Raw genomic sequence first — 21,245 nt, forward strand, 5'->3', positions numbered from 1 at the left:
TTGGGGCAGCCCAAAAAAATCAATGCGCCGACATCAGGTACTCGGCGATGGGGCCGAGCGCCAGAGCAGGCAAAAAGGTAAGTGCGCCGACGATGATCACCACGCTGGCCAACAGCGTTACGAACAGCGGCGTGTGCGTGGGAAGCGTGCCTGACGATTCGGGAACATGCTTCTTCGCGGCCACCGAACCGGCCAGCGCCAGCATGGCGATAGCCAGGGTGTAGCGCGCCCAGAACATGCACACGCTCAACATCACGTTCCAGAACGGAATGTTCGCGGATAGGCCACCGAAGGAACTGCCGTTGTTGTTGGTGGCAGACGTCACCGTGTACAGAATCTCGCTGAAGCCGTGCGCACCCGGGTTGCCCACGGTGGCGGTTGCGGTCGGCGTGAGTACGGCAATGGCCGTGCAGATGACAACCAGCGCACAGGGAATCAGCACGGCAAGGCTCGCCATCTTCATCTCGTACGCTTCGATCTTCTTGCCCAGGTACTCCGGTGTGCGGCCCACCATGAGGCCGGCGATAAACACTGCGACCACCGCGAAGGCGAGCATGCCGTAAAGACCCGAACCGACGCCGCCGAAGATAACTTCGCCAAGCTGCATCAGCCACATTGGCACCAGGCCACCCAGCGGGGTCAGCGAATCGTGCATGTTGTTCACCGCACCGCACGATGCTGCCGTGGTGATGGCGGTGAACAGGCTGCTGGCTGCGATGCCGAAGCGCGTTTCCTTGCCTTCCATATTGCCGCCCGGCTGCAGCGCTGAAGCGTGCTGATCGACGGCCGACAGGGTGTGGATGATCGGGTTGCCGGCCTGTTCGGCAGCGGTCACGCCGATGGTGAGCGGAATGAAGATCACCAGCATCGCGGCCAGGATCGCCCAGCCTTGGCGGCGGTCGCCGACCATTTCACCGAAGGTGATACACAGGCCGCCAGGAATCAGGAAGATCGCCAGCATCTCCAGGAAGTTGGAGAACGGGGTCGGGTTTTCGTACGGATGTGCCGAGTTCGCACCGAAGAAGCCACCACCGTTGGTACCCAGCATCTTGATCGCGATCTGCGACGCAGCCGGACCCATCGGCAGGGTTTCTGTCGTGAGCTGCGCGGGCTTGGTCACGGGGTTGCCTTGGGCATCCTTGACAGGGTTGCCGGCCACATCGGTCACCGGGTTGGCGTACGTGGTGGTCTGCACCACCGGCACATCCACGAACGGCTTGAAGTTCTGGATCACGCCCTGTGACACCAGCAGCATCGCCAGCACGAACGAAATCGGCATCAGCACATACAGGGTTGTGCGAGTCAGATCGACCCAGAAATTGCCGATGCCCTTGGCTGTCTTGCGGGCAAAGCCGCGCACCACCGCAATCAGCACCGCAATGCCGGTGGCTGCGGACATGAAGTTCTGCACCGCCAGCGCAGCCATCTGGGTGAGATAGCTCATCGCCGACTCGCCTGAATAAGCCTGCCAGTTGGTGTTGGTGATGAAGCTGATCGCCGTGTTGATCGACAGATCCGGACTGAGCGCCGGGAAGTGCTGAGGGTTCAGTGGCAGCCACTGCTGCAGGCGTTGGAACGCATACACAAACACCATGCCACACACGTTGAACAGCAGCATGGCGATGGCATAGCGCTTCCAGCCCATGTCTTCATCGGCTTTGACGCCGCAAAAACGATAGATAAACCGCTCAACGCCGCCACCCAGGCGGGTGATGCGGTTGGGTTGGTCGGCATATACGTGTGCCATGTAGCGGCCCATCGGCTTGATGAGCAGCAACAGGACAACCAGATAGATGCCGATCTGGATGAAGTCGTTGAGAGTCATTCGAACCACTCCGGTTTCAACAGCGCCACACACAAATAAACCGTCAAAGCCACCGCGATGACGGCAGCCAGTCCGTAGAAGAAGTTCATGGGATTTGCTCCGTTAGAGAGTCGGGGCAGGGCCGCCGATGGTCAGCTGCGCGGCCCCAGGCGGTCGCAAAGCAGCAGAAAGCCGAGCGTGGCGGCAGCCAACACGAAGCCAAACAGTAGGTAGATAACATCCATGGGAATCACTCAATGCCTCACAGCTGCGCACTGTAGGCATCGGCGCATAAGAAGCGGGTAGCGAAAGAGCGGCCCCGCGTATAGAACGCGTAAAATTTTTACGGGCAAGGGAACTTGCGCTGCGTCCTAGTGGGGGCGCCGAGCCCCAGTTTGGCCCAAACCGCCCGCCGAGCCGGGGCTCGGCGTTGCAGGGTGCTGAATGCGATCCGTGCTAGTGGAGCGAAGAAACGGCCCAGGTGATGAACGCTGCATTCACCGCCGTCAAGGTCAGCGACCCCAGAAACAGGACATCAGCGATCCGTTCCAGCCGGTGATTGCGCCCCAGGTTACGGGTGCGTAGCGCCCAGTAGGACATCAGGCAGGCGGCCAGGTAAGCCATCGCGTTGAGCGCCAACAGGTCATCGCCCAGCACGTCGGTGTGCCGCAACGACACCACCATTCGAATGATGCCGATAACGGTGAGGCATACGCCGACCATGGCGGCCGAAGCGGTGAAGATATGTACGCAGATATCGTGATCGAGTCGTTCGTCCGGCGTGTCCAGGGTGTTGTTCATGACTTATCGATACGCAAGGGTGTCGACAATAACGGACCGGGGTATACCCGATGGGTTTCAAAGCAAGAGTCTGCGTTTATGTTTCATATGGGTACGGGTGCAATTTCGCATTTTTCTTCGCGGAAAAGATGTTCGCAGATGAAATCGACAAACACGCGCAGCTTCGGCGATATTTGGCGGTTGGATGGCCATAGCACCCAAAATGGTCCTTGTTGCAGCATGTAACTTTCCAATACCGGCAGCAGGCTGCCTTCTGCGACCGCCTCGCGCGTAAGAAAGGTTGGCATATAGCCGATGCCCAGGCCGTTGGTGCAGGCCATCAGCATTGCCTCGATGTTGTTGCAGACCAAACTGACCGGCAGGTTCGGCTCGTTTTCGCCGGGATCATTGCGCATCACCCATTTCTGCAGTTTTCCTTTGCTTGGATAGCGGAACTGCAGGCAGCTATGCCGCTCCAGTTCACGCGGATGTTGCGGCGTGCCATGCCGCTGAAGATAAGCGGGCGATGCGTAAAGCATGATGCGGTATGAGCCGATGCGTCGCGCCATCAGGCGCGAATCGGGCAGCTCGCCGCTGCGGATAACGGCATCCAGTTCATTGTCGATTACATCGACGATGCGATCATCAAAATCCAGATCCAGCTCGATGTCGGGATAGCGTTGCATGAACTCACCCAGCACCGGCATCAGGAAGCGATAGCCGATGGTGATGACGCTTATCCGCAAGCGTCCACGCGGCACTTCGCTGGCATGCGACAGCAGGGCCTCGGCCTCGTCGATGTCATGGAGAATGTGCCGGCAACGCTCAAAAAACTGTGCGCCCTCTGCCGTGAGGCGTACACGCCGCGTACTGCGCTGAAAAAGGCGCACGCCAAGGCGCTCTTCCAGCCGCGCCACGCTTTTGCCCACCGCCGAGGCGGAAATACCCAGCAGGCGTCCGGCTGCAACGAAGCTCTGGGTTTCGGCTGTACGTACGAAGGCGGTCAATCCGGTGAGCTTGTCCATGCCTTGGTTCCGGGGTGATGAAGGGGGGAGATTAGAGCGTATTTATCCGTTTAGAACGGAATGAAGCCCGATTTTTCAACTATTGCCAGCCTTTTAGGATGTAGTTCTCCTCCCTTTACACATCAGGAACCCCCGGATGTCTACAACAACCAGCTCCGGCGCCCGCGCCGGACGGTGGCTCATTCTCGGCGCGGTGTGCCTGGCCGCGCTGATTCCGCCACTCGGCTTTACCGGGGGTGCCGTGGCGATGCCGGCCATCGGGCGCGAACTGGGTGGTAGCCCGTTTGCGCTCAACTGGATCGTCAACGGTTACATGCTCGCGTTCGGGAGCACGCTGATGGCGGCAGGCGCCTTGTCCGATCAATACGGACGCAAGAAGGTCTTCAGCACTGGCGTCGGTTTGTTCGTGCTCGCTTCACTGTTGCTGGCAGGTGTTTCCCAGTTGCCGTGGCTCAACTTGCTGCGTGGTGCACAGGGCCTTGCGGGCGCGATGATCCTGGCGGGCGGCACGGCAGCCCTGGCGCAGGAATTTGATGGGCCAGCGCGGACGCGGGCGTTTGCCATGCTCGGCACCACCTTTGGGATTGGTCTGGCGTTCGGGCCGGTACTGACCGGTTGGTTGATACAAGATTTCGGTTGGCGTGCGAGCTTTCTCACCGGCGCTGCGGCAGGCGTGTTGGCCTTGCTGCTGGGTGTGCCCAAAATGCACGAGTCGCGTGATCCTGGCGCGACCGGTCTCGATTGGCCGGGCAGCATCAGCTTCACTGCTGCGCTGGGCGCGCTCACGCTTGGCATCATGCAGGCGCCGTTGCATGGCTGGTTAAGTGCGCAGGTGACAGGTCTTTTATCTGCCGCTTTCGCGCTGATGGTGCTGTTTGTGTGGATCGAGCGTCGTGTGCGCCGTCCGATGCTGGATCTTTCATTGTTTCGTTATACGCGTTTCATCGGCGTGCAAGCGCTGCCGCTGGCAACCTGTTATTGCTATGTGGTGTTGCTGATCATGCTGCCCATTCGTTTTATCGGTATCGAAGGTCACAGCGAACTTGATGCGGGTTGGATGCTGATGACGTTGTCGCTGCCGATGCTGGTGGTGCCCGCGATGGCGGCGTCGCTCGCGCATCGCATTCCGGCGGGTGTGCTTTGCGGCGCTGGCTTGCTGCTTGCGGCGGTCGGCTTGCTCTACATGTCTCGCATCGCCCCGGGCCAGTCGGTATGGGACTGGGCTGTGCCGATGCTGCTGGTTGGTGTTGGCAGCGGCATGCCGTGGGGGTTAATGGATGGTCTTTCCGTCAGCGTGGTGCCGCGCGAACGCGCTGGCATGGCTACCGGAATTTTCAGTACCACCCGTGTGGCAGGTGAATGCATCGGCCTGGCCTTGATGAGCGCCGTGCTGGTTGGCTTATTGCAATGGCGTTTGCATGTGGCAATGCCGAGCGTAGAGATCGATGTCGTGAATGCGACTGCGCGGCAGTTGGCGGCTGGAAACCGTTTGCTCGCGATGGCGCCATGGCCGGATGCGGCACATGCTGCCTTGATTACCGCTTATAGCGAGGCGTTTCGTTGGGTCATGTACGTGCTCGCAGCTATTACGACGGTATCCGCACTCGTGGTGTTTGGTTTTCTAGGCAAGGCCGGAGCCGCGCCGGAGGCCGATGCCAATAGCTGTGCGGTCCTGTAGGTTGGATTATCCCAGGATCAAGTTCGGGGTAATCCAACCTACGAAATGCTGCTGGCCAATTGCGCTGTTGGCGCAAGTTGCACCTGGACATCGTTGATCGATGCGCGAATGCGTGCGGTGAATACCGATTCCTCGTGATGAACCAGCAGCAACTGCTCGGTGGCACGCGTCATGGCGACATACAGCAACCGCGCTTCCAGCGCTTCGTCCTGGCCGAATCTCGGCATCGCGCCAAGGTGGGGAATGATCACTACGGGAAATTCCAGGCCCTTGCTGGAGTGCATGCTGACCAGCTTTACGCTGTCTTCGTTGGAAAACAGCGAACTTTTGCCGACGCTGTCGGCAATACGGCTGGCGATGCCAGCCTGTTGCAGCGCCTGATGAATGTTTTCGCCTTCCCAGTGATTGCGGAAAATCACCGCCATGTCCGATAGCGGTCTTCCACGTGTGTGCTCCTGGCGGAGGCGATCTAAAACAGTGTGAAGTTCAGCCTTGGCGTTCTCGGTGCGGATCAGTTCCGGCACTGCACCGCGACGTCCTGCGCTCTCCGGTGCGATCAGCGGTACGCCGTCTTCATCGCCTTGGCGTTCGTCGAGCAGTTCATGGGCAAAACGGCGGGCGACAGAAAGAATTTCCAGCGTGTTGCGATAATTGATACGAAGAATGGTGGTGCGGCCCTGCGCTTGCACTCCGACACTTTTCCAACTGAACTTCGGGCGATCGGCTTTGCCGTAGATGTTCTGTGCGTCGTCATACAGCACCAGCAGTGCGTTGGTGTCCGGATCGACCATCTGCACGATCAAGCGATACCACTCCGGCTTGAAATCGTGGCCTTCGTCGATCAGTACCGCGCCGTACTGGAAGCGTGGAATGCGGCCATGTTCCACGCCGCTCATCACGCCTTCCACCATCGCTTCGAAGAAACCATCTCCCTGCGGCGGCAGTGGTTCGTGGTAGGCCTCCAACATCTTCCGGCACCACTTGTGGAAGTTGTAGACCTGCACCTTATCGCTGAGACCGCGCTCACCCATCAACTGATCGAGATGCGCCGCGAGCGTTTTGTTGTAGCAGAGAATAAGGACCGGCTTGGCCATGGTGCGCGCCAGATGGATCGCGCGATAGCCGAGGATCATCGTTTTGCCGGAGCCCGCTACTCCGTGAATGATGCGATGTTCGTCACCCAGTGAGCGTGCTAGCTGTTCCTGTTGCGTGTCCATCACGCGGATCAGATCCGGAATGGCGATCGGCGTGGTGGCTTCCGGCTCGCTGTCGTAGGGTAGGCCGAATTGGCCTTCGCCCCATTCCACACGCAGCTCCGGGAACATGTGCCAGCGGATGCGATCGATCTGCGGCAAGGTAAGCGCACAGGGAAACGATTGCTGGAACATGGCCCACAACTGTTCCTGAAGGGCTTCTGCATCGACGGTTTCATACATCTCGTCGCGGCAGATCACCATGTGGGCCGGAATCACTTCATCCAGATGGCCGTCGACGAATTGCTTGCGGCTGATACTGCTGAGCACCACTCCGTATGCCCAGGGCATGATCAGATGCCCTTCATGCCGATGCCCGGGCAGGTGGCGCAGCGCTGGATCACGCTCCAGCATCACCTTGATTTCCAGTGCGTAAGCGCGTGCTTGCAGTAGCGGATTATGCGTCTTGACGGCACCTTGGCCAGTGATCAGCGTGAACTGGGTCTTGTCGGCGCCGGTGATGGTTTCCGGTTTCCAGTCTTTGACTTCCAGTACCAACAAGCCGCGGCGTGGATGAAAGACGACGAAATCGGGCCGGCTTTGCCGCGGGCCGATCGGTACGTCGTACCACAGTAGGTAATCGTCTTCGAGCTTCTGCTCCAACCGTTCGGAAAGGCGCTTCTCACCAGCCTGCATGCGCGCCAGGCAGCTATTGCGGGTAGGGATCAGTTTCGCCATCGATTGCGGTCCCTGCCTTGGTTGGGGGCGCCCGTTACGCCATCATCATATGGGAATATCGCGAAACTTCAGCCTGTCGCTCCCGGCGGGCCGGATCAGGCTTGCTCCGGGTGAGGAGGTCAACCGTCGGTATGCGGGGCAGGGTCGCGCTCCAGCCAGCGGCGTTCCAGCCAATGCGCGGCGCCCGTCACAATCAGTGCACAGGCAATACCGAGGGTGACTTCGCCCAGGCGCGTCAGCGCCACCGTCCAGAACGAACCTTCATGCGGCACCAGCATCACGATAGTGGCTGTGGTGGCGCTCAGCTTGCCGGCGTTGCCGACGTTGAAGCACCAACACAGCACGATCACAGCGACCATCGTGCCGGCGTAGCACAGATAGTTGTCGCCGATCAGATAGGTGGCGGCAATCGCAACGGCCGCGCCTATCGCCGCGCCGATGACCTGGTCGCGCGATGAATTGCGTGTGTCGATATACGTTTGTTGCGTGACGGAGATTGCCGTGAGCGCGGCCCAGAACGCTTGTTGCGTATGCAGCAGCAAGCCCAGCTCGTAACCCAGGCTGGCGCTGGCTAAAGCCTGCAGGCCCATCGACAGGCCTTTGAGTAAGCGATGCCCCCAGGGCATGCGCTTGTAAATCTGCGCCAACTGCTGCTGGACGCTGCTGAGTTGGCGGGCACTATCGCGAATCGGATGTCGTTCGCTCATCGTGTTTTTTCGCCTATAGCGGAGTGAGATTGGCGTAGGCGGCGACCAGCCATTTGCTACCAGCGCTTTCGAAATTGACCTGCAGACGCGTATGCGCGCCACTGCCTTCGGCACTGATCACCACGCCTTCGCCAAAGGTAGGGTGGTTCACGCGCTGGCCAAGTTTCACCGGTAGATCTTCCTTGAGCGATGGTGCAGGTTCGGCGAAGCGGCCCGCATACAACGGACGGCTGACCTGCACGCGCGGACGCACTTCATCGATCAGCGAGGGAGGAATTTCACCCAGAAAACGTGAAGGGCGGGCGAGCATTTCAGTGCCGTGCATGCGGCGCGATTCGGCATGCGTGATCACCAGCCGCTCGCGTGCGCGGGTGATGCCGACGTAGGCGAGGCGTCGTTCTTCTTCCAGGCGGCCTTCGTCTTCCACTGAACGCTGGCTGGGAAACAAGCCTTCTTCCACGCCAACCAGGAACACCAGTGGAAACTCCAGGCCCTTGGCGGAGTGCAGTGTCATCAATTGCACGCAGTTGTCCCAGGATTCGCCCTGGCCTTCACCGGCTTCCAGCGCGGCGTGCGACAGGAAGGCGGGGAGTTCGCTCAAGCCCGCTTCGATATCGTCGGGCGTCATTTCGAAGCGGCTGGCCACGTTGACCAACTCGTCCAGGTTTTCCACGCGCGATTCGGCGTTGCCGCGACTGTCTTTTTCGTAGAACTCGCGCAAGCCGGATTGCACGATGGCGTGGTCGATTTGTTCGGCGAGGGGGAGTGCGTCGCTCCCCTCACCCTTCGGGAGAGGGGCCGGGGGTGAGGGTTCGGGCGGAGCGAGCAAAGGCTGACTCGCGACATCCGGCAAGTTCGCACCCTCACCCCAACCCCTCTCCCGGGAGGAGAGGGCCTGAAACGTGCGCGCCATATCTTCAATCATGGCCAGAAAACTCTTCACCGCGTTCTTTGCACGCCCAGCCAGTTCGGTGCCGGTGCCAAGCTCGTTCAACGCGGCCTCCCACATCGATATGCCTTCACTGCGTGCACGCCGCCGCAACACATCCAGTGTGCGATCACCGATGCCACGTGGCGGCGTATTCACCGCGCGCTCGAACGCGGCATCGTCATGGGGATTGGCAGTGAGACGCAGGTAGGACAGCGCATCCTTGATTTCCGCACGCTCGAAGAAGCGCAAGCCGCCGTAGACCCGATAGGGCACATCGTGCTGAATCAATTGCTCTTCGAAGTTGCGTGATTGTGCGTTGGAGCGATAAAGAATGGCGCAATCCTTCGCATCGCCATGCTCGGCGATGTATTCACGGATGCGTTCGATGACGAAGCGTGCTTCGTCCTGTTCGTTGTAGGCGGCGTATACGGCAATGTGTTCGCCCTCGTCGCCGGCCGTCCATAGCTGCTTGCCAAGGCGGTTGCCGTTGCGTTCGATCACGCTGTTGGCGGCTTTCAGGATGTTCGAGGTGGAGCGATAGTTTTGCTCCAGCTTGATCGTGCGTGCGCCCGGGAAATCGCGTAGAAACTGCTGCACATTTTCCACTTTTGCGCCGCGCCAGCCGTAGATGGACTGGTCGTCGTCGCCCACCACGAAAACCTTGCCGGTTTGACCGGCGAGTACGCGAATCCATGCGTATTGCAACGCGTTGGTATCCTGGAATTCATCCACGAGCAGATGACGCCAGCGTTGCTGGTAATGCTCCAGGATCGCCGGCTGCTTCAGCCACAGCTCGTGCGCGCGCAGCAGCAGCTCGGCAAAATCGACCAGGCCGGCGCGGCGGCAGGCGTCCTCGTAAGCCTGGTAGATCTGCACCAGCGTGTGCGTGACGGGATGGTGCCCGTGTTCGATATTTTCCGGGCGCTTGCCTTCGTCTTTCCAGCTATTGATCTGCCACGTGGCTTGACGCGGAGGAAAGCGCGCTTCATCCAGGCCCAGGCCCGCGACCACTCGCTTGATCAGGCGTTGCTGATCGTCGGCATCGAGAATCTGGAAACTTTCCGGCAAGCCGGCTTCACGCCAGTGACGACGCAGCAAGCGATGCGCGATGCCGTGGAAGGTGCCGACGGTAAGACCTTGCGTGCCACCTGGAATCAGGTTGTCCAGACGCGCACGCATCTCGCCTGCGGCCTTATTGGTAAAGGTGACGGCGAGAATCGCCCACGGTGGCACATGGTCGACCTGGCTGAGCCAGCCAATGCGATGCGTGAGCACGCGCGTCTTGCCGGAACCGGCGCCGGCGAGGACCAGATAGTGGCCGGGTGGCGCACAGACAGCTTCGCGTTGTGCGTCGTTGAGCGAATCGATCAGGTAGGAGACATCCATTTATGGGATTGTAGCCGCTGTGGGCCGGATGATCCCCGTTACCGTGACTTCCTATGAACCCTCATGGGCGTCATTCCCGCGAAAGCGGGAATCCATCTTGCACTTACGCACCGAAAAATGGATTCCCGCTTTCGCGGGAATGACGCCCATGCAAGATTGGGTTGCGCGAGGATGGTTTCAGCGCTTGGAGAACATGCCGCCCAGCGCGAGCAAGGCGCCTACCACAATGCCTGCAATACCCATCCACTCGGGAAAGGCTTTTTGGTGGGTTGCAGTGAGCTTGGCCGAACCGAGCTGGAAGACGGTATCGGTTTCCGTATAGCCACCGTGGCCGAAGATGACCCACAGGCCACCGACCAGCAGTGCGACACCGACAATGAACAGGATGGCGCGCATGAATTGCTCCGTGTAAAGGAATAGGCCCGATCATAGGTGGCGCGCCAGGCGGAAGGAAGGCCGTGCAGGCGGCCTTCCTCAGCGTTGTTTCATGATCGCCTGGAATGTGTCGCCGATCATCGTTTCTGCGCTGAACGATGTAGCCAAGACATAAAACAATCAGAAGACAAAGCGGGCGCCGATGGTCGGAGCAAGGTTGTTGTCGTGGTAATAGGGCACGCCGGGGCCGTGAGGAATGGCGATGGCCAGACCGCCGGTCACATCGGAATACGCGACACCCGCATAAGCGTCGAAACGCTTGGTAAAGTGATGATCCACGTACAGCGACACCTCGTTGAGGGTGCCTCCGCAGGAACTGCGGTATCCGGCAGTTGGTGAGCAGGTCGACGGAATACGGAAGTTATTTTGCAGCTCGTGGTAGTAGGACAGCGTGATATCGGTTTGGCTGTCGAAGGCGTATTTCACGCCTGTCCACCAGACCTGCACGACTTTGGGAGAATCGAGATTGTTGTCTTCGACGCCGCTCAGAACATAATCGCCCTGCGCCGTGGCGCCCACGCCTAGGGGATTCGTGGGATTCATCTGCCGGATGTGCTCGTAGCCGACAAAGAATTTGAACGGGTCCAAAATATATTTGGCAGCACCCATGATGGCGCTGTTGTTGGTGACGATGCCGTACTCGGTGTTAGCCATCCCGATCAGATTGGCGCCGGTGATGGGATTTGTGTTGATGCTGTTGAGGGTCGACTGATAAGGCTGCGTCGGACTATCAGGCCCCAGTAGCGGATTGAGTACGCTGATCGCCTGGTCGACATGCTGGTAGACGATATCACCGGAGAACTTGTCGTAGGTTCCGCCAACATCGAATCCATAGGCGGTGTTATGCGGGTTTTCCGGCGTGCAGGTGGCGGCAGTCCACGTGGAGGCGGCGGAGTAACAGCCGCCCTGACCATCGGTGAATTTATACATCGCGCCGAAATGAATCGGTCCATAGGTGAGGCGATATTTCAGGGCGTTGTCCCAACGCGTGTCCTGAGTGTCGCCACCACCGGCCATCAGGCCGTTATAGCCAATGAACGAAAAGGAATACGCGCCGCCGGCAGGATCGTATAGGAGCATCGCATCGGTGCCGAGCGCGCGTTGACGGCCGAACGTGAGCGTGCCGAAATCCACTGACGATATGCCACCATAGATTTCGTCGTTGAACACTTGGCCTGCGCGCGCACCGTCTCCGGCAAACGAATAGGTGTCCCTGGCGCGGCCTGCGTTGATGGTGTTCGTGGCAGCTAAGTTGGCAAGGTGGAAAGACTGCGGATTAAAGCCAGTCGACGCGTTGAACACGACGGACCAGCCGTCTACCACCTGCTCCTTGGCCCTGATGCCTAGACTCGTTTGTGACAGGTTGTTCGGCGCAACGAGGAATCGAGACTTATTGCCGTTGCGGTTGACCAGCGATTCGCCTTCATAGTTAAAGCCGTTCTCCGGTAAGCCATGGCTTACCCAACCCACACCGATGTCATAGGCGCCATACAAGGTGATGCCGTGCCACGTCAGCGGGCAATCGGTGGCGAAGAATTCCTGGGTGCTCGTGCAGGCTGCGGGGGTGGGTGCAGCAGCCGGAGCCGGTTCGGTGGCTGGCGCATCGGCAGCGCTCGACCCATCAGCCTGTGCGGTGATGCTGGTGGTCATCAACGCAACAACCATACTGGCAACTATCCATCTCTTCAGCATGCGGAAGTCTCCCCGTGAGTGCGTGGCGAAACGCAATCACCGTCTGCGTGGTTATGGAAAATGGATCAAGGTGACGGCGTGGTGCTGTTGATCACCTCAATCGTTGTGACGTTGCGTATCCAACGTGCGGGCCGTTTGTCGCCAGGCACGACGATGCGATAAGGCCCATCCTTGGCAATGGGATGACCATCTTGCGTGTCAGCCAACATCACCTGTTCGTTGCCGAGCATGGGATCCAGTTCGGCAAGGCTGAAAACCACCTGATAATGATCCGTGGCGGTAATGCGCACGATCGTGGTCATGCCGTGTCCGCGCAGTTGTTCGCCGCTGGGCGCGCCGGCGTGTTGCAAGATGTCTTCGAGGGACACGCCTTGCCAGTGGGTGGCAGGTTCGTGATGAATGGCTGGCGTGTCGGCACGGGTGAGCGGCATCGCGGTCAAGGTGTTGTGATCGAGTACGACCGGAGGTTTGCCGTCGACCAGTACACGCAGGGTTGGTGAGGTCGGTGTCGCTGTTTGCGCCGTGACGCTGAAAACGGGCAGTGCAAGACAGCCGGTCAGCAGCGCTGTCACCTTGATCAGCCTGAATGCGCGGCGCCATCGCCGGATGGAGGTGCATCCGCTTCCGAAGAGCATCTGACTTCATCCCCGCGCCCGTTCAGGGCGTTATGAGGTCGAGTATATGACGAACCACGGGGATGTCGGTGGACGGATTGTGACGGGGTTTGGCGTTACCGGCTCGTGCCCAGAATCACGCTGGATGCCTTCACGATTGCCACCACCGCGGTACCTTCCTGCAGGCCCAGCGCCGTGGCGCTTTCGGAGGTGATGACCGCGCCCATCACGTTTCCGCCGCTCAGCCGGATGCGTATGTCGGCATTCACGGGTCCCAGCGTGACATGGGTGACGGTGCCAGGAAATTGATTGCGCGCCGACAGATGCAAATCCTGATCGGCCAATGCGACCAACACGGATGATGCCTTGATCAGCGCGATGGCTTCGCTGCCGACTTCCAGTCCGAGGTCTTGCGTGCTTTCACTGGTGAGCGTGGCGACGACATGCTCACCGCCGGGAAGTGCCAGTTCGACGGTGTCGTTGACCACGCCTTTGTGAATCGTGACGACGCGGCCGGCCAATTGATTGCGTGCGCTGGTGCGGAACATAAGGCTCCTTATCAGCTGGATGTCGGCGGCCGGGGCGTCGGCCAGCGTTTCGAATTGCTCAAGGAAACGGCGGTGAATGTCTTCGAGTGCGGCGAAGGCTTCGATCAGGCGTAATCCACGCTCCGTCAGCTGTGTGCCGCCGCCGCCCTTGCCACCGGCCATGCGTGTGACCAGCGGTTCGTCCGCCAGATTGTTCATGGCATCGATCACGTCCCAGGCGCCCTTGTAGCTCATGCCAACGGCGCGGGCGGCGGCGGTGATCGATCCGGTTTCGCCGATTTTTGCCAGCAAGGTGATGCGATCGGCACCACCTAGCATTTGATCACCGGCTTGCAGCGAAAGCATGCCTTTGAGCTTGAACATGGTCCACCCGGCTCGTCATGGCGTGGGGCGAGTCTAGCTAAAGGTGGGTGTGAGCGGCAGGTGATCGAGGTCACCTGCTCAGATGCTCAAGTTGCCGTTGCACTCGATTCTTCCTCGCCGTCATTCCGGCGAAGGCCGGAATCCATGCTTCGAACTGGCGATGGATTCCGGCCTTCGCCGGAATGACGGTGAGGAGATCGTCGGCTTATCCGCGAGATTTACCGTTTACCTTTTTTGCAAAAAATCAGGGCACAAACTCGTAGTAATCCACACCCAGATCCTGGAACGTCGCTTCATAAGTGCTGCCAGTGCGCGCGATCTTGAACTGATCGCTCGGCGGGCAATCCAGCTCGGCGTGCTTGCCGTCATGCAGCGCTTCGTACTGCTGCTGCGAGAGGTCGGTGGCTGCAGCCAGTGATTTGCGGAAATCGATCTTGCCCGCTGCTTCACGCCACTGCGGTACGACCTTCAGCGGGATGGCTTCGGAGGCATCGCCGCTGCCGTAGCCGATGGCGTACAGCTTGGCATGGGCCAGTTCCACGTTGTTTTCCAGCGCTTGCTCAAAGCCCGCGGCAATCCATGCCGGCAGGGCGGCGGTGTACAGGTTGCCCAGCTCCATCGCCCAATCGGTGCCGAGGTTGACGCGTTCGGCCAACAGTTTCTGGAACGCAGGGCTCTTGCGCACCACACCGGAAAGCTTGGTGGTGAGCGGATGCGGCTCCTGCGCAGCATCCGCGCCCGCGCCCAGGCGCACAAATTCACCGAACAGATCCGGCTGATTGCGGCATTCGGCGACCACGCCTTCTGCCGAGACGCCAGCTTGTTCGCACAGCGCCTGGAATTCCGCGTTCGGTTGCGGCGCACGCGCCAGTGCGCGTGCGTAGATAAAGGCCAGCGCCTGCAGCGGCATCATGTGATACGGACGATGGAAGAACAGACCGTCCGCGCCGTTGATGAAGTCGAGATCGGAAATGCCCAGGCGTTCCAGCATCGCGTCCACGGCCTGGCCGGTTTCGTCAAGGTAGGCAAAGGTGGAGTACTTGCCGCTGAAAACCGGGAAATCGTGCGCACGCTTGCTGCGCTGGCCATAGTCCTGATCGAAATGGCGGGCGAACGGCTTGCGGAAATCCGGGCCGCGGTAGTCGGAGGCACTGCCGGAATGAGCCAGATCCACTTCGAACAGTTTCGGATCGGCTTCCACCAGCATCGCCACCGCGCCGGCGCCCTGCGTCTGCTCACCGCTGGAACCGCGTTCGTATTCGGCAATGTCGCTGCACACCACGATCGCCTGCTTGCCCTTGGCGTCGAACGCGACGTAGCGCAGCGCGCTCTTCAGCGCATACACGCCGCCGAGGCAGGCGTGCTTGAACTCAGGCACTTCAAGCTGGCGGGAAAGTCGCGGCAGGCCCAGGCGCTGCAGTTCGCGATCGACCATGCCGCGCACGATCACGGCGCCCGCGGAGTTGTCCTTGCTGCTCTCCGTGCCCAGGGCGAGTTGGCCGACGTTGCGCGGATCGACGTTGTACTGGCGAATCAGGCGCAGCACTGCAGTGGCTGCCATGGTGTAGGCATCTTCGTACGGAGCCGGTCGACGGAAGCTGCGACCCACGACGGCTTGCACCTTATCCCAAGAGTTGCCGGTCCATTCGCACCAAGCCTGCAGGGGAACGCGGGGCTGGGGGACATACAGGCTCATGCCGCTCACGCCAGGGTTACGCTGCTGTGCTGCCGTATCGTTCGCTGTGTTCAAAACCTGTGTTCCTCGGTGATTTGCGGGGGCAAAGCCGGCGCCACGATAGCCGCAGCCTGCACGCGTGAGCATGCAAGGCACATGGCCATGGGTGAGCGCGTCGTATGCGGCTTTCAGGGCCTGCTTGTGGTCACTGAAAAGCCGTCCGAACGGGGATCCATGCGGTGCGCCCTGCCGGAACTACGGGATTTTAACCCTTCTTCCCGGTGGGGGCGACTGGTCCATCTGTCACACCGAGGTGCTTGCTTTGGCAATATTTGCAGGTAGTTACGCGTGTAACTGTCAACGCGCAGAGATGCGCCAATCACCCGGCTCCATCAAGCAAAAGGCCGTCCTCGCAGGTGGCGAGAACGGCCGCTTTAGCGCTTCAACGGGCTTGGCTGGCGTTCAGTCTTGGGCGTCGATCAGTCGCGCGAACAGCACAGCATGGCCAGGCAACTGCAACGCGCCATCGACGAGGGTTCCCTGCTGCAGTCCGTGACCGGTGAGAAGCTCCGCAGTGCCGACCTCCGGCAGGTTCAGTGTCTGCGGTTGCTTACCAAGATTGAAAACCGACAGCACCTGCTCGCCCGCATGGTTGCGCACGAAAGCGAGCACTGGCTCGGGCGTCTCCAGGAAGCGGATGTCGCCAAGGCGCAAGGCAGACTGCGTGGCGCGCCATTGCATGAACCGGCGGAAACCGTTCAGTACCGAGTCCGGATGGGCTTCCTGATAGGCGACCGCGAGCGTCTTGTGTGCCTTGTCGATCGGCAGCCAGGGCGTGACCTTGCTGAAGCCCGCAAAGGCGCTGTCGTCCCACGGCATCGGGGTGCGGCAGCCATCGCGGCCCTTGAAGTTCGGCCAGAAAGTGATGCCGTAGGGATCGCGCAGCGATTCGTAGGGCACCTCGGCTTCGGTGAGACCCAGCTCTTCGCCCTGATAGATGCAGACCGAACCGCGCAACGAGCACAGCATCGCGGTGAGCACATTCGCCAGGCGTGGCGTGGCGTTGCCGTTGCCCCAACGCGTGAGCACGCGTTCCACGTCGTGATTGGAAATGGCCCAGCACGGCCAGCCTTCATCCATCTGCGCTTCGAGTTGCTCCACCGTCTGGCGGATGTACGCAGCACTGAATTCACTGCTGAGCAGTTCGAAGCTGTAGCCCATGTGCAGGCGATGGCCGCGCGTGTATTCGGCCATGGTAGCCAGCGAATCTTCGGAGGAAATTTCGCCGAGCGTCACTGCGGTCGGATAGCGATCAAGCAGTACACGCAGATCTTCCAGAAAGGCCAGATTTTCCGGCTGCGTGTTGTTGTAGTAGTGATACTGGAACGCGTATGGATTGTCCGGGCTGAAACCGCGACCGACGCGTTTTTCTTTCGGTTTGGGCGGATTGTCGCGCAGCTGGCGATCGTGGAAGCAGAAATTGATCGCATCCAGGCGCAGGCCATCGACGCCCTTGTCCAGCCAGAAGCGCACATTGTCGAGCACGGCTGCGCGCACATCCGGATGGTGGAAGTTGAGATCGGGTTGCGAGGCGAGAAAGTTGTGCAAGTAGTACTGACCGCGCCGCGGCTCCCATTGCCACGCCGAGCCGCCGAACAGCGACAGCCAGTTGTTCGGTGCGCTGCCATCCGGCTTGGCATCGGCCCACACATACCAATCGGCCTTGGGATTGTCGCGGCCTTCGCGGCTTTCCTTGAACCATGCGTGTTGATCAGAGGTGTGGCTGAGCACCTGGTCGATCATCACCTTTACGCCCAGCGCATGCGCCTTGGCGAGCAGGCGGTCGAAATCGTCGACCGTGCCGAACAGCGGATCCACATCGCGATAATCGGCAATGTCGTAGCCGAAATCCGCCATCGGCGAACGGAAAAAGGGTGCGATCCAGATTGCGTCAACACCCAGGCTCGCCACGTAATCCAGGCGCTGGATGATGCCAGGCAGATCACCCACACCATCGCCGTTGGTGTCGAGAAAACTGCGTGGATAGATCTGATAGATGACGGCGCCGCGCCACCAGAATGTTGCATCGACCATTGAAAACCCCGCCTGTGAGCGCGGGATTCCATGGCCCTGCGCTGCGAACGGTGTGCAGCTTAGCCGTTGGCCCGGCCCGGATCGCAGGGGTTTGCATACGTATTCATTCGTGCTGCGGTTGCGTCATCTGTACCAGCGAGCGAAGACACCACGGAGCATCGATCACCTCGCGGTGCATCGCCAAAGATGCGAGAATTACGCGTTTTCGTGGTTGTTTTTCGGCCTCGGGAAGGATTCCCTCTTCCGTCATGCTGCATTGCGATGCACCCCGCAAGGGGGGTGTTATGAATACGTATGCATGATGTGTTTGCTCCGAAATGCGCGCCCTACCATCCGCTCACGCCGCCGACATGATCTGTCTGCGTGCAAGTGGCCGGTGCTCGTGTTGCGCGAAACAACAGCTGGCCACCAGCGATGAAAAAACCAGGTGACTAAAAATTTATTTGGGGGAGGGGAAAGCATGACAATCAAGCGGAATTTGCTTGCTGCGGCATTGGCATCGACAGGCCTGTGTATGGCCTTTGGCGTGTCTGCCCAGTCGGCGCCGGCAACGGCGACGCAGCAGACCGGTGCAACCAGTACAAGTACATCGACCACCACCACCAGCAACGACAACAGCGCCACCACCAGCAACCAGAAGAGCCAGCAGCAGCTTGCCAAGAATCTGGCCACGGTGACGGTGAGCGGCTTTGCTGGCAGCGTCGAGAAGTCGATTGATTACCAGCGCTATGCCGACACCATCCAGAACGTGGTGACGGCTGCGGATATCGGCGGTCTGCCGGACCAGTCCATCGCCGACGCACTGACCCGACTGCCGGGCGTCTCGGCCGAACGCGTCTCTGGCTCGGCATCACAGATCAACTGCCGGGGCATGTCGGGCAACTTCATCGAGACTACGCTGGATGGTCGCGAGCAGCCCTCCACCAGCGGCAGCAACTACATCCAGTTCGACCAGTACCCATCTGAGCTGATCAGTCAGGCAACGGTGTACAAAACCTCGGAAGCGTCACTGATCGAGGGCGGCGTGGGTTGCACCATCGCCCTGCAGACGGCCAATCCGCTGGATAACGCCAAAGACCAATCGCTCAACGTCGATGCACGCGGCAGCTACGACGGCCAGGCGCACGATGTGATCGGTGCAGACCCGGAGGGTTACCGCCTGAGCGTGGCCTACCAGGGCAAGTTCCTCGACAACACGCTGGGCGTGGGCCTGGGTTTTGCGCAGCTGTACCAGCCGTACGTCGCTGAGCAATACGATGGCTTGGGAGGGCAGGTCACCTCCGTCAATGGTAAGCAGGCCTATGTCCCTGAAGGTACGGAAGTGATCCAGGAGGGCGGTGAAGAACGCCGCACGGGATATCTGTCGACCATCGTATGGCGCCCCAACGATCACTGGCAGATCACGGACGATACGTACTACTCCAAGTTCGACAACACCAAATATCAATACGGTTATGTTTCGCAGGCGTATGACAATGGCGGTGTCGCCATCACCAACCCGGGCTTTGATGCGTACAACGGGGTGACCAGTGGCACGATAACCAGTGCGGCGCTCCCGGCTAATGCGCAATTCTCCAACGCCACCCTGTCGGGAAACGACACCACCGACTCGAACGTATTTTCCACGGGGCTGAACGCGAAATGGAACGATGGCCCGTGGCATCTGGATATGGATGCGTCGCTGTCGCATTCGTCGAGCAATGACTACAACTTGTGGGCCGAGGCCGAACCGTTCAACGGTCTCAGCAACCCCTCCACCGCGACGCTGATGAACCAGTCCGCGACATTCGTCAACAACGGCGAGCGCATTGGTCAATTCTCGGTCGGCAATCCGGGTATTTATACCAACCCGAACGATATGGCGGTGACGTCAATAAACGTGTCCCCCTACATCTACCGCGAGAACTACAAGGGGTTCCGTACCAGCCTGCAGTATGACTTCGACAATGACGCGATCTTCTCGGATCTGCAGGCAGGTGTGTATATCAACAATCAGAACTACACCGCCGATCGCACGTCGTGGGTGTATGGCAATAACAACTACACAACGGGCGATGCCTCGGGCGGCCAGCCGCCCTTGCCGCTCAGCAGCGGCGATACGTCGCGAGTGTGCTGGCAAGGCTCGTTTGGCGGCATGCCCTGTTTCCTGAAGATCAATACGCCGCTGGTGCTGTCGGCTTATGGCCTGAAGGCAGACCCGCAGCTTGACCTGAATCCGAATGGTCAGGCCTGGACAGGCGTGCAGAGCGGCACCGTGAACGAAAAGGTGCGCGACATGTTCCTGCAGGCAGACATTGATACCACGCTATGGGGGCATGAACTGACCGGCAACATGGGTGTACGCGTGGCGTATACCCAGCAATCCAGCTCGGGCCTGGAAGAGGTGCCGACAGGTACCGGCGTGCCGATCACGGATGGGTTCGGCTACACATCCACCAGCTACGTGCCGCTCAATCTGGGCATGAGCTATACCAAGTGGTTGCCGTCGACGAACCTGATCTACCACTGGACCGACAACGACCAGACCCGCTTCTCGATATCCAAGGACTTGTCGCGCCCGACACTCAACTACATGCTGGCGGGTGCGGGTTCCTACGAATCGGGTAGTGGCCCGAGTGCTACGTTCAATGTCTGGGGTGGCTACAGCCCGTTGCTGCGTCCGATGACGGCGATGTCGTATGACTTGAATTACGAACACTACTTCGAGGATTCCTCCGGCTTGTTTACCGCCGGGGTGTTCGTCAAGCATCTCAATACGTATATCCAAGAGGTCTCGTATAACCAATTCAACTTCGCCGCGGCGGGCATCACTGTGCCGACCAATCCGGCGACGGGGCAGCCCTACCTCAATGGTTCGTACGCCTCGGCTTATAACGCGCCGGGCACGATGTTGCGTGGTTTTGAAACATCGTTCCAGAAGACCCACTTCCTGCCGGGCTTCTGGTCGAACTTCGGCTTTGGTGCGAACTATGCGTTCACCCAGAGTCCGTTCGGTACCAGCAACCCCGATGGCAGTACCACGGTGTTGTCGGCTTTCCCGGGTCTGTCGCGTAACGTGGCCAGTGCGCAGATCTTCTACGACGACGGCAGGTTCTCCGGCAACATTACCGACACCTACCGCTCGAAGTGGGTCTCCGACTCGCAGCTCGCGGTGAATGCAGAGTTCGTGTACTACGACTCGGAAAACGAGATCGATCTGCAAACGGCCTACAAGCTGTCGAAGAATGTGAGCGTGCTGTTCCAGATCCTGAACTTGAACAACATGCCGTCGCGGACGTATTTCGGCGTCCCGTCGAACACGGGCACGATCCAGTACTTCGGCCGCACGTTCTACGCTGGCGTCAACCTGAGTCTGTAAACCTAGCGCCTGGCATCGCCTTCTTGATGCCAGGCTTACCCCTCCCCGACCTCGCGGACGTTTGCAGGGTCGGGTTCTTTTATCCGGATAGGCGTCGTTGCTAAGTTGCGCGATGCCGGTTGGTGGTAAGCCGCAGGCGCACCCCAACGTTGCTATCTGCATGGATTGCACTCAGGCAGCTTGGCGCAGCGCGCATACATACCCTCCATCCCCAGGAGATCACC

15 protein-coding genes are annotated in these 21,245 nt (G+C 59.9%); 2 read left to right on the forward strand and 13 right to left on the reverse strand.

The annotated features are described in order from the left end of the window. Nucleotides 1-19: 19 nt before the first annotated feature. The 4 genes from kdpA to ISN74_RS01620 all read right to left on the reverse strand — a co-directional run bounded on the left by kdpA (nucleotide 20) and on the right by ISN74_RS01620 (nucleotide 3,609). Complete coding sequence (gene kdpA, locus ISN74_RS01605) at nucleotides 20-1,825, reverse strand: potassium-transporting ATPase subunit KdpA (RefSeq protein WP_188796740.1); 1,806 nt, start codon at nucleotides 1,823-1,825, stop codon at nucleotides 20-22. Beyond that, entirely contained in the window at nucleotides 1,822-1,914 is a 93-nt protein-coding gene (kdpF, locus tag ISN74_RS01610; protein WP_115496368.1) for a K(+)-transporting ATPase subunit F, read from the reverse strand. Before kdpF ends, kdpA begins: the two co-directional genes overlap by 4 nt. Before the next feature lie 346 nt (nucleotides 1,915-2,260). Then, on the reverse strand, nucleotides 2,261-2,605 hold the full coding sequence (locus tag ISN74_RS01615; RefSeq protein ID WP_188796742.1) for a hypothetical protein: 345 nt from the start codon (nucleotides 2,603-2,605) through the stop codon (nucleotides 2,261-2,263). Between the two features lie 83 nt (nucleotides 2,606-2,688). Beyond that, complete coding sequence (locus ISN74_RS01620; RefSeq protein ID WP_188796744.1) at nucleotides 2,689-3,609, reverse strand: LysR family transcriptional regulator; 921 nt, start codon at nucleotides 3,607-3,609, stop codon at nucleotides 2,689-2,691. A 136-nt stretch (nucleotides 3,610-3,745) separates the two neighbouring features. Between ISN74_RS01620 and ISN74_RS01625 the strand changes: the two genes are divergently transcribed. Then, the gene (locus ISN74_RS01625; RefSeq protein WP_188796746.1) at nucleotides 3,746-5,287 is read left to right on the forward strand and encodes an MFS transporter; all 1,542 of its coding nucleotides are present in this window, start codon (nucleotides 3,746-3,748) and stop codon (nucleotides 5,285-5,287) included. A 38-nt stretch (nucleotides 5,288-5,325) separates the two neighbouring features. Here the strand turns inward: ISN74_RS01625 and ISN74_RS01630 are convergent, their stop codons facing one another. The 9 genes from ISN74_RS01630 to ISN74_RS01670 form a co-directional block, all read right to left on the reverse strand. Next, nucleotides 5,326-7,218 (reverse strand): 3'-5' exonuclease, encoded by a 1,893-nt coding sequence (locus ISN74_RS01630; protein WP_188796748.1) that lies wholly within the window; start codon nucleotides 7,216-7,218, stop codon nucleotides 5,326-5,328. 119 nt (nucleotides 7,219-7,337) lie between these two features. Further along, entirely contained in the window at nucleotides 7,338-7,925 is a 588-nt protein-coding gene (locus ISN74_RS01635) for an FUSC family protein (RefSeq protein WP_188796750.1), read from the reverse strand. A 13-nt stretch (nucleotides 7,926-7,938) separates the two neighbouring features. Then, complete coding sequence (locus ISN74_RS01640; protein ID WP_188796752.1) at nucleotides 7,939-10,242, reverse strand: DNA helicase II; 2,304 nt, start codon at nucleotides 10,240-10,242, stop codon at nucleotides 7,939-7,941. 177 nt (nucleotides 10,243-10,419) lie between these two features. Continuing rightward, entirely contained in the window at nucleotides 10,420-10,638 is a 219-nt protein-coding gene (locus ISN74_RS01645; protein WP_188796754.1) for a hypothetical protein, read from the reverse strand. Between the two features lie 159 nt (nucleotides 10,639-10,797). Further along, nucleotides 10,798-12,369 carry a porin gene (locus tag ISN74_RS01650; protein WP_188796756.1) on the reverse strand — a complete coding sequence of 524 codons (1,572 nt, stop codon included), beginning with the start codon at nucleotides 12,367-12,369 and terminating at the stop codon, nucleotides 10,798-10,800. 65 nt (nucleotides 12,370-12,434) lie between these two features. Then, the gene (locus ISN74_RS01655) at nucleotides 12,435-13,004 is read right to left on the reverse strand and encodes a molybdopterin-dependent oxidoreductase (RefSeq protein ID WP_188796758.1); all 570 of its coding nucleotides are present in this window, start codon (nucleotides 13,002-13,004) and stop codon (nucleotides 12,435-12,437) included. Nucleotides 13,005-13,099: 95 nt separating this feature from the next. Then, a complete protein-coding gene (locus ISN74_RS01660) occupies nucleotides 13,100-13,894 on the reverse strand; it encodes a TOBE domain-containing protein (RefSeq protein WP_188796760.1) in 795 nt (264 codons plus the stop codon). A 244-nt stretch (nucleotides 13,895-14,138) separates the two neighbouring features. Further along, a complete protein-coding gene (locus ISN74_RS01665) occupies nucleotides 14,139-15,644 on the reverse strand; it encodes a hydroxymethylglutaryl-CoA synthase family protein (protein WP_203546683.1) in 1,506 nt (501 codons plus the stop codon). Nucleotides 15,645-16,031: 387 nt separating this feature from the next. After that, complete coding sequence (locus ISN74_RS01670) at nucleotides 16,032-17,663, reverse strand: alpha-glucosidase family protein (RefSeq protein WP_188796764.1); 1,632 nt, start codon at nucleotides 17,661-17,663, stop codon at nucleotides 16,032-16,034. A gap of 460 nt (nucleotides 17,664-18,123) precedes the next feature. On the opposite strand from ISN74_RS01670, the gene ISN74_RS01675 reads away from it, so the two are divergent. Continuing rightward, on the forward strand, nucleotides 18,124-21,021 hold the full coding sequence (locus ISN74_RS01675) for a TonB-dependent receptor (protein ID WP_188796766.1): 2,898 nt from the start codon (nucleotides 18,124-18,126) through the stop codon (nucleotides 21,019-21,021). Nucleotides 21,022-21,245 lie beyond the last annotated feature (224 nt).

The sequence above is a fragment of the Dyella caseinilytica genome, from assembly GCF_016865235.1.
In the GTDB taxonomy this organism is placed as follows: Bacteria; Pseudomonadota; Gammaproteobacteria; order Xanthomonadales; family Rhodanobacteraceae; genus Dyella_B; species Dyella_B caseinilytica.

Excerpts from the sequence above, each read along its gene's own strand:
- kdpA (WP_188796740.1), bottom strand. The coding sequence starts at position 1,825 with ATGACTCTCAACGACTTCATCCAGATCGGCATCTATCTGGTTGTCCTG.
- kdpF (WP_115496368.1), bottom strand. The coding sequence starts at position 1,914 with ATGAACTTCTTCTACGGACTGGCTGCCGTCATCGCGGTGGCTTTGACG.
- ISN74_RS01615 (WP_188796742.1), bottom strand. The coding sequence starts at position 2,605 with ATGAACAACACCCTGGACACGCCGGACGAACGACTCGATCACGATATC.
- ISN74_RS01620 (WP_188796744.1), bottom strand. The coding sequence starts at position 3,609 with ATGGACAAGCTCACCGGATTGACCGCCTTCGTACGTACAGCCGAAACC.
- ISN74_RS01625 (WP_188796746.1), top strand. The coding sequence starts at position 3,746 with ATGTCTACAACAACCAGCTCCGGCGCCCGCGCCGGACGGTGGCTCATT.
- ISN74_RS01630 (WP_188796748.1), bottom strand. The coding sequence starts at position 7,218 with ATGGCGAAACTGATCCCTACCCGCAATAGCTGCCTGGCGCGCATGCAG.
- ISN74_RS01635 (WP_188796750.1), bottom strand. The coding sequence starts at position 7,925 with ATGAGCGAACGACATCCGATTCGCGATAGTGCCCGCCAACTCAGCAGC.
- ISN74_RS01640 (WP_188796752.1), bottom strand. The coding sequence starts at position 10,242 with ATGGATGTCTCCTACCTGATCGATTCGCTCAACGACGCACAACGCGAA.
- ISN74_RS01645 (WP_188796754.1), bottom strand. The coding sequence starts at position 10,638 with ATGCGCGCCATCCTGTTCATTGTCGGTGTCGCACTGCTGGTCGGTGGC.
- ISN74_RS01650 (WP_188796756.1), bottom strand. The coding sequence starts at position 12,369 with ATGCTGAAGAGATGGATAGTTGCCAGTATGGTTGTTGCGTTGATGACC.
- ISN74_RS01655 (WP_188796758.1), bottom strand. The coding sequence starts at position 13,004 with ATGCTCTTCGGAAGCGGATGCACCTCCATCCGGCGATGGCGCCGCGCA.
- ISN74_RS01660 (WP_188796760.1), bottom strand. The coding sequence starts at position 13,894 with ATGTTCAAGCTCAAAGGCATGCTTTCGCTGCAAGCCGGTGATCAAATG.
- ISN74_RS01670 (WP_188796764.1), bottom strand. The coding sequence starts at position 17,663 with ATGGTCGATGCAACATTCTGGTGGCGCGGCGCCGTCATCTATCAGATC.
- ISN74_RS01675 (WP_188796766.1), top strand. The coding sequence starts at position 18,124 with ATGACAATCAAGCGGAATTTGCTTGCTGCGGCATTGGCATCGACAGGC.